Raw genomic sequence first — 15,107 nt, 5'->3', positions numbered from 1 at the left:
GTCAGCCGGTGGGGCATCACGATGGCCGGACCGGGGCGCCCTCCCCGCGCTCCGCATATTGACCGGAGCCGGGCCACGGAGAATGCTGCAGGCGGTCGTGACTGACCGAGGCTGGAGGCACCCGAGCGGATGAGGCTATTTGTCGCTCTCGATCTGCCCTGGCCGCTCCGCGAGCGGTTGATGCAACTCTCCACCGGCATTCCGGGCTGCCGGTGGATGCCGGCAGAGAATCTTCATCTCACCCTCCGCTTCATTGGGGAGGTGCCGAACTGGCGGGCGGAGGAGATCGACCTCGCGCTGCATGCCATCAAGGCGCGCAACTTTCCGCTGACCCTTTCGGGGGTCGGGCTTTTCGAAAAGGGCGGGCGCGTGACCAGCCTCTGGGCAGGAATCGAACGCTGCCCGCAGCTCGATCACCTGCAGTCCAAGGTTGAGACGGCGCTGCAGCGCGCAGGACTCGAACCCGAACGGCGGCGCTTCACCCCGCATGTGACGCTCGCGCGGCTCGACCAACCGGCCAATGAGAAGGTCACGCGTTTTCTGCAGGGCCATAGCCTTTTCCGCGCCGAACCCTTTGAGGTCGAGTGGTTCACCCTCTTCAGCTCGCAGCTGGGCAAAGAAGGATCCGTCTATACCCCCGAAAATGACTACAGCCTTTCCTGACGGGTCGGGCGCTGTGGCGTCTCCTCCCGCTTGTGCAACGGGCACTGCGCTGTCTAGAAGGTTTCATGTCTATCAGAGACTTCAGCATCGACGCATCATTGCCTTCCGCCCTTCCCGGCCGGACGCAACATGCCTTTCGCCGGATGGATTGATGAGCGGTAAGTCTCCACGCGGGGGCTGGCTGCGCGGTGCGCGGTTGAGCCTCGCCAAGCTACCCAGCCTACGCCTCGCGCGGGTCCCCGACGCGCCCACTTTGCCGGTGCGCGACCTCTGGCCCGGCGATCCCACGCTCGGGGCCCGCTTGCTGAAAGGCGAGCTAACGGTTGGAAACTCCGTGCGGACTCTGCAACCGGGCAGCTGGGGCGATACGCGCGGCCCGGTCGCCCTCAGGGCTGCGGCGCATACCTTCACCTGGCTGCGCGATCTCCGCGCGCTCGGCACCGACGCCGCGCGCCAGCGCGCACGCACGCTCGTCTCCGAATGGATCGCCACCGCACATGCGGATAGCATCGCCTCGCGTCCCGACGTCGCGGGGGCGCGAATCGCAGCCTGGCTCGGCCACTACGATTTCTTCGCGGCGAGCGCAGACGATGCATTTCGCCAAAAGTTGATGGGCCGTCTCGTGGCCGATGCGCGGGCGCTCTCGGCGGCCCTCCCGGCCGAGGAGGGGCAGGCGCGCGCCCTTACCGCGCTCAAGGGTCTGGTGGCCGCGGCGGTCGCCTTGCCCGATCAGGGGTCTTTTCTCGCCCGCGCGCTCCGCTTCCTGCCGGCCGAACTCTCGCGCCAGGTGCTGCCTGACGGCAGCCATGTCGAGCGCAGTCCGGCGAACCACCTTGCCGCCCTCCAGGACCTCACCGAGGTGCGCTCGCTGCTGCAGGCGGCCCAGGCGCCGCCGCCGCCCGCCCTCGGCCCCTCGATCGAGAAGCTTGCCACCAGCTTGCGCATGCTGCGGCACGGGGATGGCGGGCTCGCCCTCTTCAACGGCACCAAGGAAGAGACCTCAAGTCTTGTCGATCTCGTGCTGACACAGGCGGGCCGGCCGGTCCGCGCGCCGAGCCAGCTCGTCGACGGCGGTTTTCACCGGCTCCAGGCCGGGCGCAGCGTGCTGGTGATGGACACGGGGGCGCCACCGCCCGCGGGGCTCGACGCCTTCGCCCATGCCGGCACCCTGTCCTTCGAGTTTTCCGTCGGCCGCGATCGCATGATCGTCAATTGTGGTGCCGCACCGGAGGCGATGAGCGAATGGCGCGATGCGCTACGCGCCACCGCCGCCCACTCCACGCTCGTCGTCGCCGATACCAGTTCCTCGGAAGTGAAGTCCGAAGGTTTCGGCGCCCGCCGGGTAGAGAAGGTCGAGGTGCAGCGCCAGGAGGCAAACGGTGCCCATTGGCTGGAGGCGAGCCATGATGGCTGGCTGCGGAGCGCGGGCGCACTGCATCGGCGCCGGCTCTACATGGCCGAGAGCGGCGAGGATATGCGCGGCGAGGATGCGGTCGAGGCCGAGACGCCGCAACACTTCGCGATACGCTTCCACCTCCATCCCTCCGTGCAGGCCAGCCTGCAAAGTGACGGTGAGGCGGTGCTGCTGCGCCTGCCCAGCGGCCAAAGTTGGCGTTTCCGGGCGGAGGGAGCTGCCATGGCGCTCGAGGAGAGCATCTACATGGGCGGCACAGAGCCGAAGCGGACCGACCAGATCGTGCTGAACGGCGATGAAACCTCCGCGCAGCAGGTGAAATGGGCGATCACCAAGGTCGGCTGACTTCGGGCTACGATCAGCGGGGCCACGATCGGCCGGCCCGTGATCGGGTGGGGCACGATCGGCCCCTGAAGATCCTCGAACTGACGAATACCGATTTCGCGATGCGCCATTTCCTCGCCCCCCTGCTCCGCGAGGGGCGGGCAAGAGGTCATGAGATGGTCGGCGCCTGTCCGGACGGCCCCCTTCTCGCGCCGCTCCGGGCCGAAGGCTTCCGCATCATGCCGCTGCCCCTGAAGCGCAGCGCTTCCCCCGTCGCTCAGCTGCAGGGCTTTGCCGCCCTCGTCTCCCTCATCCGGATGGAGAAGCCGGACCTCGTCCATGCCCATATGCCGCTTTCCGGCTTTTGGGGCCGTTGGGCGGCGAAGGCGGCCGGCGTGCCGCACATCGCCTATACCTGCCACGGGTTCCTGTTCAACCAGCCGAGCCCATGGCCCCGCCGCGCCGCCTCCTTCGCCATGGAGTGGACGGCAGGGAAGATCACCGATCTCTATCTGACGGTCTCCGCCGAAGAAGCAGCCGATGCCCGCCGCCTGCTCGTCTCCCGCCGGGCGATTGCCATCGGCAATGGCCGGGACCCGACGATCTTTCATCCAGACCCTGCGGCGCGTGCCCGTATCCGGGCGGCCCTCGGCGTGCCGGAAGATCGCGTCGTCGTCGTCACCATCTCGCGCCTCGTCCGCCACAAGGGGCATCCGGAACTGCTCGCGGCAATGGAAAGCATAGCCGACGCCGAGCTGTGGGTCGTGGGCGAGCGCCTCGCCTCCGATCATGGCGAGGATCTCGAAAGCTACTTCCGCGGATCCGTGCTCGGCCCCCGGCTCCGGCGCCTGGGCTACCGGGAGGACACGGCCGATATCCTGGCCGCGGCCGACGTCTTCGCCCTGCCGAGCCATTTCGAAGGGCTCCCCATGTCGGTGATCGAAGCGATGCTGACGGGCCTGCCGGTGGTTGCGACCGATATCCGCGGCCCGCGCGAGCAGGTCGTCGACGGGGAGACGGGCTTTCTTGTCCCACCCCGGCGCATGGAGCCGCTGACCGAAGCCTTGGGCAAGCTGGTCGTTGATCCGGCGCTGCGCGCCCGCATGGGAGCGACAGCCCTGACCCGCGCCCGCGAACGATTCGACGAGCGGAAAATCATCGGACGGACGCTCGATCTGCTGGAAAAGACAGCAGCGTAACGAGCCATCTCCAAGAATGAGCCCAGCCACGCCCCGCTTGGTCTGGACGCAGGGGGCGACCCCGCCCTATCTCCCACGTCAGAGTGTGATCGTGTCATATAGACGCTATTCCGCCTCTATACGACACGTGAACCACATTCTAAGCTATTGATAAGGCCGGAGAGCCAGCCATGACCTCAGACGCCCGCATCCCCGTCCGCCGCGCCCTCATCTCCGTGTCTGACAAGACGGGGCTCATCCCCTTCGCCCAGGCGCTAGCGAAGACCGGTGCCGAAATCCTCTCGACCGGCGGCACAGCCCGCGCGCTGCGCGAGGCCGGCATCCCGGTGAAGGACGTCTCCGACTATACCGGCTTCCCCGAGATTATGGACGGACGCGTGAAGACCCTGGTGCCGCAGATCCATGGCGGCATCCTGGGCCGCCGCGACCTGCCCGCGCATCTCCAGGCGATGGAAGACCACAAGATCGCGCCAATCGACCTCGTCGCCGTCAACCTCTATCCCTTCGAAGAAACCGTCGCCCGTGGCGCGGATGCCGAGACGACGATCGAGAATATCGACATCGGCGGCCCCGCCATGATCCGCGCCGCGGCCAAGAACCACGACTTCGTGGCGGTCCTGACCGACCCCGCGCAATATGCCGAGGTCGAGACGGCGCTTGCCGAAGGCGGCACGGACATCGCTCAGCGTCGGCGCCTTGCGGGTGCCGCCTATGCGCGCACTGCCGCCTATGACGCAGCGATCGCCGCTTGGTTCGCGGAAGAACGCGGCGAAGCCTTCCCGGAGCGATTCGCGATCAGCGGAAAACGTCGCCAGCTTCTCCGCTACGGTGAGAACCCACATCAGCGCGCCGCCTTCTATGTCACGGACGATCGCCCTGGGGTCGCCACCGCCCGTCAGGTCCAGGGCAAGGAACTGTCCTATAACAATCTGAACGATACCGACGCCGCCTTCGAATGCGTCGCCGAGTTCGAGGAACCGACGGTCGTTATCGTCAAGCACGCCAATCCTTGCGGCGTCGCGACGGCGGGCAGCCTGACCGAGGCCTGGGACCGGGCGCTTGCCTGTGATCCGGTGAGCGCCTTCGGCGGCATCGTCGCCGTCAATCGCGTGCTGGACGAGGATACGGCGAAGCGCATCGCTGCCATCTTCACCGAAGTCATCGTGGCTCCTGAGGCGACGGCGGAGGCGGAGGAAGTGCTGGCGGAGAAGAAGAACCTCCGGCTTCTGCTGACCGGAGGCCTGCCGGATGCCTCCGCCCAGCTGCCGGCCTTCCGCTCGCTTGCCGGAGGCTTCCTGGTGCAGGATCGCGATTCCGGCCGCGTGTTGCCCTCTGACCTGAAGGTTGTGACCAAGCGCGCCCCGACGGCCCAGGAACTGACGGACCTCCTCTTTGCCTTCCGGGTCGCCAAGCACGTGAAGTCCAACGCCATCATCTATGCCAAAGGGGGGGCGACGGTCGGCATCGGCGCCGGGCAGATGAGCCGGGTGGACAGCGCCCGCATCGCCGCCTGGAAATCGGGTGAGGCTGCGAAGGCCGCCGGTCTCGCCGAGCCGTTGACGCGGGGCTCCGTCGCGGCGTCCGACGCATTCTTCCCCTTCGCGGATGGGCTTGAAACCATCGTGGCAGCGGGGGCTACCGCCGTCATCCAGCCCGGCGGCTCGATGCGGGACAATGAGGTGATCGCGGCGGCGGATGCGGCCGGCATCGCGATGGTAATGACCGGGATGCGTCACTTCCGGCATTGAGCCGAGGAGGGCGGGGACCCAGGCTCCCACCCCTCAATCCGAGTCTTCCGTACTGCTGCTCCAACTCGCGCTCGAAACGCCGGGCATGGCCTCAAGCTTTTTCACCACGGCATCGAGGTCCGCTCCCTCCACCGCCGTCATGACCAGCGTCGCCACGACCTCGGTGTGCCCATCGCCACGGTCGACAAGTTCGATGTCGCTGACCGGATAATGCGCGGCCTGCAGCAGATGCATGGTCGCCTTCCGGGCCGCACCCGCGGCTTCCACCGTCGTCATCACGCTCACCTCGCAGATCGCCTCGACCGCGCTGCCCAGCAGCGGCGCGCGATTGATGCGATTCACCAGCGGCTGCAGCAAGGTATTGGCGCCCACGACAAAGATCGTCAGCAATGCCGCCTGGGCCGCGAGATTGGCCCCCGCGCAGGCACCCACCGCCGCCGAGCACCAGAGCGTCGCCGCGGTGTTCAGCCCGCGGACGTTGAGCCCATCCTTCATGATGACGCCAGCGCCCAAAAAGCCGATGCCGGAGACGACGTAGGAGACCACCTTCACCCCGCCATGGCCGCCATCGAGATTCATGGCGAGATCGACGAATTCGCAGGCCCCGAGCGCCACCAGCACATTGGTGCGCAGACCAGCACTGCGCTGTTTCCACTGCCGCTCGGCGCCGATGGCCGTGCCGAGCACGAAGGCCACGACAAGCCCGATCACGGTGTTGAGGAAGTCGCCGCCATGGAAGGTTTGAAAGATGAGCATCCTCGCCCCTAGCCGGAAAGCTCAGGGCAAACCAAGGAGGGGATGCGAGAAGATATGAAGACAGTTCCTCGCGGTGAGCCTGCCTCGGCACCGCGAAGGCACATACCACGTCGTCCTTGCGAACTAGTCGCAAAACTTGCAGTCATTTCCTCGATAATGCGATTGCGAGCGATTTGCGCCATTGCGAAGCCGACTTGATCGTTACGATGCCAGCCGCCAAAATAGAATCATGCGAAATTTTTCAGACCTGAATGAACGCGAAATCCTCGCCCTTGCGATTGGCAATGAGGAGGAGGACGGCCGCATCTATCTCGACCTTGCGGACGGGCTTCGCGACGATTATCCCGCTACCGCCGGCATCCTGAATGAGATGGCCGAAGAAGAGAACGAGCATCGTCGCGAACTCTTGTCGCTCTATCAGGAGAAATTCGGCGACCATATTCCGCTCATCCGGCGGCAGGACATCCGTGGCTTCCTCACCCGCAAGCCGATCTGGCAGTTGCGGCCGCTGCGCGTCGAAGCCGCGCGCGCGCTCATGCAATCCATGGAGCTGGAGACCGAGAGTTTCTACAACCGCGCCGCCAGCCGCAGCCAGGACGCCTCGATCCGCAAACTGCTCGGCGATCTCGCGATGGCTGAGAAGGGGCACGAGCACAAGCTCGACCGGCTGATCGACGCCAGGATCACCGACGAGGAGCGCGGGGCGGAAGCGGATGCGGCGCGGCGCAACCTCGTTCTGCGCTACATCCAACCGGGCCTTGCCGGCCTCATGGACGGATCAGTCTCCACCCTCGCGCCACTCTTCGCCTCGGCCTTTGCGACCGGATCGAGCTGGCAGGCCTTCATCGTCGGCATCTCGGCGTCCCTCGGCGCCGGCATCTCCATGGCCTTCGCTGAGGCGCTGTCAGACAATGGCAGCCTCACCGGCCGTGGCTCCCCAATCATCCGCGGCCTCGTGTGCGGCGTGATGACGACGCTGGGCGGGCTCGGCCATTCCCTGCCCTTCCTGATCCCGAATTTCCATCTGGCGCTCGCCATCGCAGTCGGTGTCGTGATCGTCGAACTCGCCGTCATCAGCTGGGTGCGATGGAAATACATGGATACGCCACCGGTGGCGGCAACGCTTCAGGTGGCTTTCGGCGGCGCGCTTGTCTTCGCAACCGGCGTGCTCATCGGAAGCAGCTGATGCCGATTGCGGCGAGAATGGCGACAACCCCGATCTGCACCGCACAGGCAGCGCGGTAGAGGCGCAGCGCACGGCGGAGATCACCCGCCGTCACCGCCGCGCGGCCGTCTCCCATCCAACCGTCGGCGACTAGGGTCTCGCCATAAACACGCGGTCCGGCGAGACGCAGGCCGAGCGCACCCGCCATCGCCGCCTCCGGCCAACCGGCATTGGGAGAGCGGTGGTGGCCCGCATCCCGCCACACGGCGCGCCCGCCCGCCCGCCAGTCCCCGCCCGTCAGCGCCGCCGCCACCAAGACGAAGAAAGCGGCGAGGCGTGATGCGGGCAGGTTGATGACATCGTCGAATCGCGCCGCCGCCCAGCCAAAGGCTGCATGTTTTGGCGTTCGGTGGCCGATCATGCTGTCCGCCGTGTTCACCGCCTTGTAGCCCGCGATGCCGGCAAGGCCGAGAAGACAGCCCCAGAAGGCCGGCGCCACCACCCCGTCCGAGAAATTCTCCGCCAGGCTCTCGATCGCCGCGCGGCACACCCCCGCTTCGTCGAGATGCGCCGGATTGCGCCCGACGATTTGCGAAACCGCTTCCCGGCCACCTTTGAGTCCGTCTCGGTCCAGTCCATCGGCCACCGCCACGACATGGGCATGCAGACTGCGCTGCGCGAAGAGGCTAGAGGCCGCGATGGCGAGCACGACGAGCCCGACCCACCGCCCGCAGGCGACGAGCAGGATGAAATCCGCGCAGAGGGCGGCCAGGAAGACGACGCCAAGGAGGAAGAGCAGCGCCAGCGTGCCCCGCAGCCGGCGATGGAAGTCGGAGAGCTCGGGTTTATTGAGCCTGCGGTCCAGCCAGCCGATCAACCCGCCGATCCAGACCACAGGATGGCTGATCGCCCTGTAGATAGAAGGCGGATAGCCGAAGGCGGCTTCCGCCAGAAGCGCGATGAGGGTCAGCAGCAGGGCCGCGGCAGGGGTCACGATCATGCGGGCTTCTATCAGGCCCGGGCGTCGGCGTCGCGCGGAGCAGATGGCCAGGCGAGGATGACAAGACTTGCCATTGCCGCACCGATCATGACGCCGAGAAGGCGTGTCAGCGGGGGATCGAGGCTTGTCGCCGGGCCCGGCCCCTGCACGAAGGAGACCAGAAAGGCGAAGGCGAATTGGGTGCCCAGATAGGAGAGGCCGGTGCGGCCGGACTGGACATGGAAGCCGGTCCACACCCCGGCAGCGAGGCAAAGGGCCCAGAGCAGGCCATCATCGGCGGCGAGTCGCAGGGCCAGCAGCGCCAGCGCGCCGCCCAGCAGGCAACCAATCAGCCGATGCGCCATACGCTCGTAGACGGCGTAGCGGCTCCCGGATTCGATCACGTTCAGTGGCACGATCATGACGATGAAGGCGGTGATCGCGGTCTGCAGATAGTTCGTGATCTCGAAAAAGCGCCAGACGAGCGGCAGAAGACTGACGGCCACCGCCGTTTGCGCCGCATGGATGATCAGGGGCCAGTGCTGGGCGAGCCAGTCCTCCTCACCGAACCGGCGGAGGGTGAGTGCCGCGCCCGGCACCGCGCCGCCGCCCGGTGCCGCCTTTCCCGGCGGCGCGCCGAACACCTCGAAGACGGCAGCAATGACGAGGGCAGAGGCGGAGCCGATCGCAATCTCCCCGGCCCGGACAGCGGCGAATTCCGCTGTCCCCTCGGGCGTGGCCAGGCCGGCGATGAGCACGATCGCGGCCGTCACGCCGAACAAGGTCCAGGCATAAGGGGTGGCGGTCACGCTGCCCTGATAGACCGCGATCCAGATGAGGACGAAGAGCGCAGCCATCAGCAGCCCGATATCCTGAGCTGTCCAACGCGCAAGGATAAGCCCCGTCAGCGCCCCGGCGATGGTGCCCGCCGTGCGTTGAAGCGCACGCGGCAGGGCCTCCGCCAGCGTGCTGCGCATGACCAGGAAACCGCTGAGCGCGGCCCAAACGATGTCCGGCAGATGCATCGCGCTTGCCACGCCAACCGCAAGCAGGACCGACAGCACGGCCTTGAGCGGCTCGCGCCCTCCCTCGCGGTTCCGCGCCAAATCCTCGAGCTCGATCCAAAGACCGTCGTGGATGGAGCGCAGGATGCGGGCAAGCGTCCGGGCCATTGCCGTCAGTAGAACACGATCGTGCGTGCGTCCGAACCCATGAAACGCTCGGCCTCCGGCGGCAGGTCGAGCAGTTGAAAGCGCACCGGGAAGCGCGCCTCCAGTCGGATCCAGTCGATCGTCGGGTCGCTATAGGGCAGCAGCCCGCCGAGGCGCGTCTTGCTGCGGTCAATGCCGCCGGCGATGCCTTCGATGCGCGCGCGATAGAGGTGGAAGGGATGGGTATCGAGCCATACCCAGCCAATCCGCCCTGGCTTCAGATGGCGGATCACGCTCTCCTTGTAGTTGGCGTTCACGTACCAGGCGTCGGACGCGACCAGAGCGACGACGGGCTTCCCCGCGCTTGCGCTGTCGCCCGGCAGCAGCGTGAAATGCACGACCCGCCCGGCGACGGGAGCCAAGACCCGAGTACGGTGGAGTCGCCACTGCGCCAAAGCCTGGGCGGAGGTCGCTGCCGCGATCTCGAACTGATCCAGTCGCAGAACGCGCGAGGCGCGCAGCACTGCGTCCTGCGCGGCAGACAGTGCATCGGCCGCCTGCTGGGCCGCCGTTGTCGCGTCCTGTTCGGCCTGCGGAGCCTCGAAACCGGCGCCGGCGAGGTTCCGAGCACGGGCGAGATCCGCCTCGGCCTGGATGGCGCGCGCCTGGGCCGAGCGCTGCAGGGCGAGCGCGCTTTGCGAGGATGTCTGGTCGACGGCGATGCGAGACTGGGCGGCGGACAGCGCATCGTTCGCCTGGTCAAGGAGGAGGCGAAAGGGCGTCGGGTCTATGGTGAAAATCAGATCCCCGGGCTGGACGGTCTGATTGTCGGAGACAGTGACGGTCTGGATCGGCCCCGTGACCTGCGGTGCGATGGCGACGAGGTCCGAGGTCAGTATCGCATCATCCGTGTAGGCAAAGACCAGACCGCTCGCCTCCCAGAGCACGAGGAGCACCGCGATCACGCCCAGGAAGGTGAAAGTCCGCCGCCGGTAGGGCGCGCGCGCCGGGGGCGGACCTATCACCTCGAGCTTGGGCGCCTCGCTGGTCTGATCCATCCCTGGTCGATCTCGTTTCTTGTCTTACCAGGGGATATCCGGGCTAGGTGCGATCTTGCAACGTGCTTCGCAGAAGACGCTCGAGCGCCGCTTCGTCGGCCCAGGCGAGAGCCACGCCCGCCGCGGCGATCCCGGCACGCGCGGCCACCGGCAGTCGGGCCAGATCCTTAGGCGTCGTGAGAAGACCGGCCCCCAGCGCGGCCGCCGCCGCGTGCAGCGCGGCCCGCTCCGCGTCCGTATAGGGGTGGTGATCGGCGAAGGCGCGAGTGCCGGCGAGCGTCACCCCAGCGCGATACAGCCCATCGAAAAACTTGTCAGGCCGGCCGATGCCGGCAAAGGCGAAGTAGCGGGATGTGAGGTCCAGGCCGCGCAAATCCTGCACCAGATCGGCCCGCAGCACGGGCAACTCCGGCGGCAAGGCGGAGATCGCCCCATGGAGGTCCTCCCCGATCAGCACCGCCGCGGCGGCACGCGCGGCGGCGGCGGCTACCGGCTCGCGCAGCGGCCCCGCCGGCAGCAGGCGGCCATTGCCGAAGCCGAAACCGCCATCGATCACCAGCAGGCTGCAATCCTTGAGAAGACCCGGATTCTGCAGCCCGTCATCCATCACGATGGCGGTGGCACCGGCCGCAATCGCCTCTCGCGCGCCCGCGCTCCGGTCACGCGCGACCCAGGTTGGCGCGGCAGCAGCAAGCAGCAACGCCTCGTCGCCCACGCGCGCGGCATCATGCTGACCAGGTTCGACACGCAACGGCCCCCGCTCCGTCCCCCCATAGCCGCGCAGCAGCGCATGCGGCACGGCGCCCAGAGTTCGGAGACGCGCAAGAAGATCGAGCGCCAGGGTCGTCTTACCCGAACCGCCCACGGTCGCATTGCCGCAGCAGAAGACGGGCACCGGCGCCTGCCAGCCTGGGCGGGAGACCCGCCGCGCCGTGAGTGCCGCCGTGATGCTGCCGAGCGGCGAGAGCAGCCCGGCCGCGAGACCGTCCTCCGTCCAGAAGCGCGGCACGCGCATGCAGTCAGCTCTCAACCGGCCGGGCCAAAGCGGCGAGCAGCCCAGCCACCTCGGCTGGCAGACCGCGATAGCCTTCCAATAGCTTCACCCCCTTCGCCCCGATTGCCATGGTGCCCCAAGGGTCCTTCAATCGGGCGTCCAGCCAATCTCCCAGGCCCTGAGCATTGGAGACCACGGCAAGCGCGCCGCCTGCTTCCAGCAGGGCCACGGTATCGGCGAAATTCGCGGTATGCGGACCGATGGCGACGGCGCGGCCGAGGCGCGCGGGCTCTGCCGGATTCTGCCCGCCATGAGGCACCAGGCTGCCGCCGACGAAGGCGAGCGGCGCGAGACGGTACAGGAGGCCGAGTTCGCCTACCGTGTCGGCGATCCAGATACCGCCACGGTCGGGCGGCAGCTGGCCGAGCGCGCGACGCGGCGCCCCCCCGGCCAGGGCGGCGAGCGTTTCTCCCCGCTCCGGGTGGCGCGGCGCGATGATGGTGAGCAGGCCGGGATGGACCGCCGAGAGACGCGCATGGGTCTCGATGATCACCTCGTCCTCGCCGCGATGCAGACTGGCGGCGACCCAGACCGGTCCGCCGATCAGCGTCGAGAGATGGGAGAGCGTCTGGGAATCGACGGGCAGCGGCGGCGCCGCCAGCTTCAGATTGCCGGGGGGCAGCACCCTCGTTTTCGTCAGCCGCGCGAAACGCGCGCCATCAGCCTCGCTTTGCGGATGGATGAGGTCGAACCAGCCCAGCACCTCCTGCGCCGTCCGGGGTGCTTTTTGCCACCGTGCGAGACTGCGCGCCGACAGCCGGGCATTGAGCAGCATGAGCGGAATCTGCCGGCGCGCCGCGGCGGCGAGGAGGTTCGGCCAGATCTCGCTCTCCACGAAACCCGCCGCATCCGGCCGCCAATGGTCGAGGAAACGGGCCACCCAGGCCGGCACATCAAGCGGCACAAAGCGGTGGATCACCCGGTCGGCGAGCCCCATCTCCGGCAGTCGGGATGCGAGGAGTTTTTGCGACGTCACGGTCCCGGTCGTGAGCAGGACATGCCCATCGGCCGCCAGCACCGGCAGCAGCGGCAGGATGGAGATGCTCTCGCCCAGGCTCGCCGCATGCAGCCAAATGAGCCGGCCGGATGGCCGGGCCAGGGTCTCGATACCCTCGCGCTCGGCCAGGCGCGTCGGGATCTCCTTGCCGCGCCCCACCCGCTTGCGGAGCATGCGGCGCAGCATGGGGGCTGATAGACGGGTCGCACCGGCCCAGAGGGCGAGCGGCAAGGTCATGATGGCTCGGAGGGAGACGGCGTGATGCCGCAGAGCCGGTCCGCCTTCTCACTGGCCGTGTTCAGGGCTGCGACCACACGGGGCATATGGGCGGCCCAATCGGCGCGCGGCACGGTGAAGGCCGGTTCCACCACGATCACGCCGCGGCTGAAGGGGATGGGAAAGGGCAGAATCATGCTGTCCCAGCTCGGCATGCGCATATGGAAGCGGCATTGGGCGGAGGCCGCATAGATCGGTGCGCCAGTTGCCGCCGCCAGTTGCACGACCCCGGCCGCCGCCACCTTGGCCGGGCCGCGCGGGCCATCGGGCGTGATCGCGATATTGCTGCCTTCCCGCAGCAGCAGCAGCATATTGCGCAGACTGGCCGCCCCGCCCTTGGAGGAGGAGCCGATGACCGTGCCGAGATTGAAGCGGCCGACGGCATGGCCGATGAAGCGCCCGTCATTATGGCCGCTGACGAGGACATAGGTCCGCATGGAGGCGCCGAGCCTTTGCGCCTCGATGGCCAGCATCGACATCATCGGCAGGCGCTCGTGCCAGAAGCAGACGAGTCCGGCCGTCTTTTCGTGTGTCGTCGGCGCCAGGTTCTCGAGACCGACGAAATCCCAGCGCGTCGTGCGATAAACCAGGGCGAGATAGATACCGACCAGCCGTGCGAATCCGTCTTTCAGTCGCGGATGCCGCACCAGCCATTTGAACCATTTCGGCGTGCGGAAAGTCCGCGTCCTTTCCGGCTTCGGGCGCTTCGGCTTGGTCGGATCGGGGGCGAGGCTGTCTGCCATCGCCGCGCGGTAGCACGGCCCCCGCCGCTCGGCAATCAAACCACCGATGTGCGGCCCGCGCCCAGGGCTTATTCATTTCGATATTGAACTGACGATACGGGCTCGTCGATAAGACTGGCATGCGCTTCTTTCCCTCGCGTCTCCTGGCGATCCTGCTTCTCGGCTCGGTGCTGCTGGGGCTCGCGGCATGGCTGCGCGGCCCGGAATATGATGAGGGCTACACGGCGTTCGTGACCGGCGCGGCGCCCCGGCCCGCCTGGCCGGCAGCGCCGTTTCGCGCCGGCGACATGCGGGCGGCCTTCGCGCCCGCACCGGGGCCTTGGGCGATCGCCGGCAATCTCCGGCGCACGGATGTCCACCCGCCGCTGTATTTCTGGTTCGTCTGGGCGTGGCGGCGCCTGTGGGGCTCCGATCTCTTCGTGACCCGCCTGCTCTCGGTCGGTTTCAGCCTGGGCGCTCTTGCGGCGGTCGTGGCTCTTGCCCGCGCAGCCGCGCTCCCCGCAATCCCGGCGCTGCTCATCACGCTGGGGTGCTTCGGCTTCGTGGAGACTGGCATCGTCGCCCGCGGCTTCGCACTGGCGCAGTGCCTGTCCCTCTGGGGTCTCTGTGTCACCCTGCGCGCGGCCGCGGGCACCCCCCGAAGCGCCATCGGCGCCGGAGTTCTGCTCGGGGCCGCGAGCGTCACGAACTATCTCGCGGGATTTCCGGCTGCCGCCGCCCTGCTTTGGCTCGGCGGGCGGGCTCCTCGACAGGCGGCCCGGCTTCTCCTTGGACTCGCGCCGTTTCTTCTCGGCGATTTTTCGTTTTTTTGGGCGCAACGGGCGAGCCGCATCGGCCAGTTTGCGCCCTTCACCTGGGGCGGCTTCCTGGCCGCGCTCGGCCATGCCGCCGGTGGTGCCATCCTCGGCGGGCTTCCGCTGTATTTCAGCGGATGGCGGCGGATGGCGCTGAGCGCCGGCTTGGGCCTGCTGCTCGCGGTCCTTCTTCTTCTGCCGCTGCTGCGCTGGCGACGGATCGGGCGCCGCTCCCCCCGGGCACTTCTCGTTCTGGCAGCGCTGAGCACGCCGCTCGGCCTCTGCCTCATGGGGCTCGCCGCCCATTCCCTGCCGGTTGAGATCCGCTACCTCACCTTCGCCCTGCCGCCCTTTGCCCTGCTGTTGGCCGGTGCCATCGGCAGCCTTCCACGCCCTGCTCCGCTCCTTGCCCTGCTGCTCCTCGTGCAGGCGGCGGCCATTACCGGCCTCCTGACCCGGCCCGAGACCATGCAGCCCGAGCGGGCTGCCGCCCGCGCCGCCTTCCGCGCCGTGGGAGAGCGCGGACTCGTGCTCCTGCCGCGCGGGAATGATGGTGTCGGCATCGTGACTGCCTTCCTCACCGCTGCCCCTTCCGGCCTGCATATCCTGCTCGTGGAGCCCGGCTCCCGGCCCGATCTTCTGCGGGCGGAGATTGGCCATTGGCCCTGCGTCACGGCCGCACGCATCGCGGTCGACGGCGCCAGCCGCGCAACGATAGCGCTTTTGGATAGGCTCGCGCCCGCCATGGGCAAATGCGTTGACGCCTGCTCTGCCCGGCTTCTAGGC

General features: G+C 67.8%; 12 protein-coding genes and 1 pseudogene. 6 read left to right on the top strand and 7 right to left on the bottom strand.

Features of this window, described 5'->3' with window-relative positions; all coding sequences use genetic code 11:
* The first annotated feature begins 129 nt into the window (after positions 1 to 129).
* The 4 genes from thpR to purH all read left to right on the top strand — a co-directional run bounded on the left by thpR (position 130) and on the right by purH (position 5,348).
* Positions 130 to 663, top strand: coding sequence for an RNA 2',3'-cyclic phosphodiesterase (thpR, locus tag VL752_RS12840; protein WP_325355815.1), 534 nt, complete (start codon positions 130 to 132; stop codon positions 661 to 663).
* Positions 664 to 814: 151 nt separating this feature from the next.
* A complete protein-coding gene (locus VL752_RS12835) occupies positions 815 to 2,422 on the top strand; it encodes a heparinase II/III family protein (protein ID WP_325355813.1) in 1,608 nt (535 codons plus the stop codon).
* A 65-nt stretch (positions 2,423 to 2,487) separates the two neighbouring features.
* Entirely contained in the window at positions 2,488 to 3,600 is a 1,113-nt protein-coding gene (locus VL752_RS12830; protein ID WP_325355891.1) for a glycosyltransferase family 4 protein, read from the top strand.
* Between the two features lie 170 nt (positions 3,601 to 3,770).
* A complete protein-coding gene (gene purH, locus VL752_RS12825; protein WP_325355811.1) occupies positions 3,771 to 5,348 on the top strand; it encodes a bifunctional phosphoribosylaminoimidazolecarboxamide formyltransferase/IMP cyclohydrolase in 1,578 nt (525 codons plus the stop codon).
* A gap of 33 nt (positions 5,349 to 5,381) precedes the next feature.
* On the opposite strand, the gene VL752_RS12820 is transcribed toward purH, so the two are convergent.
* Positions 5,382 to 6,104: an MgtC/SapB family protein gene (locus tag VL752_RS12820; RefSeq protein WP_325355809.1), complete on the bottom strand. Its 723-nt coding sequence runs from the start codon at positions 6,102 to 6,104 to the stop codon at positions 5,382 to 5,384.
* A gap of 229 nt (positions 6,105 to 6,333) precedes the next feature.
* Between VL752_RS12820 and mbfA the strand changes: the two genes are divergently transcribed.
* The gene (gene mbfA, locus VL752_RS12815) at positions 6,334 to 7,290 is read left to right on the top strand and encodes an iron exporter MbfA (RefSeq protein WP_325355807.1); all 957 of its coding nucleotides are present in this window, start codon (positions 6,334 to 6,336) and stop codon (positions 7,288 to 7,290) included.
* Here the strand turns inward: mbfA and cbiB are convergent.
* Genes cbiB through VL752_RS12785 form a run of 6 tightly spaced genes read right to left on the bottom strand, consistent with a single transcriptional unit; the run spans position 7,274 to position 13,527 of the window.
* Positions 7,274 to 8,269, bottom strand: coding sequence for an adenosylcobinamide-phosphate synthase CbiB (cbiB, locus tag VL752_RS12810; RefSeq protein ID WP_325355805.1), 996 nt, complete (start codon positions 8,267 to 8,269; stop codon positions 7,274 to 7,276). The genes mbfA and cbiB overlap by 17 nt on opposite strands.
* Positions 8,270 to 8,280: 11 nt before the next feature.
* A complete protein-coding gene (locus VL752_RS12805; RefSeq protein ID WP_325355803.1) occupies positions 8,281 to 9,420 on the bottom strand; it encodes an FUSC family protein in 1,140 nt (379 codons plus the stop codon).
* A 5-nt stretch (positions 9,421 to 9,425) separates the two neighbouring features.
* Positions 9,426 to 10,457 (bottom strand): HlyD family secretion protein, encoded by a 1,032-nt coding sequence (locus VL752_RS12800; RefSeq protein WP_325355801.1) that lies wholly within the window; start codon positions 10,455 to 10,457, stop codon positions 9,426 to 9,428.
* Between the two features lie 43 nt (positions 10,458 to 10,500).
* The gene (gene lpxK / locus VL752_RS12795; RefSeq protein WP_325355798.1) at positions 10,501 to 11,472 is read right to left on the bottom strand and encodes a tetraacyldisaccharide 4'-kinase; all 972 of its coding nucleotides are present in this window, start codon (positions 11,470 to 11,472) and stop codon (positions 10,501 to 10,503) included.
* A gap of 4 nt (positions 11,473 to 11,476) precedes the next feature.
* Positions 11,477 to 12,745 (bottom strand): 3-deoxy-D-manno-octulosonic acid transferase, encoded by a 1,269-nt coding sequence (locus VL752_RS12790; protein WP_325355796.1) that lies wholly within the window; start codon positions 12,743 to 12,745, stop codon positions 11,477 to 11,479.
* Entirely contained in the window at positions 12,742 to 13,527 is a 786-nt protein-coding gene (locus VL752_RS12785; RefSeq protein ID WP_325355794.1) for a lysophospholipid acyltransferase family protein, read from the bottom strand. Before VL752_RS12785 ends, VL752_RS12790 begins: the two co-directional genes overlap by 4 nt.
* A gap of 119 nt (positions 13,528 to 13,646) precedes the next feature.
* Here VL752_RS12785 and VL752_RS12780 point away from each other — a divergent pair.
* Positions 13,647 to 15,107, top strand: a pseudogene (locus VL752_RS12780) (glycosyltransferase family 39 protein); the annotation flags it as partial.

The organism is Acidisoma sp. (assembly GCF_035492295.1).
GTDB lineage: Bacteria > Pseudomonadota > Alphaproteobacteria > Acetobacterales > Acetobacteraceae > Acidisoma.
The sequence above is the reverse complement of the archived record's forward strand: the minus strand, read 5'-3'. Positions and strand labels throughout refer to the sequence as shown.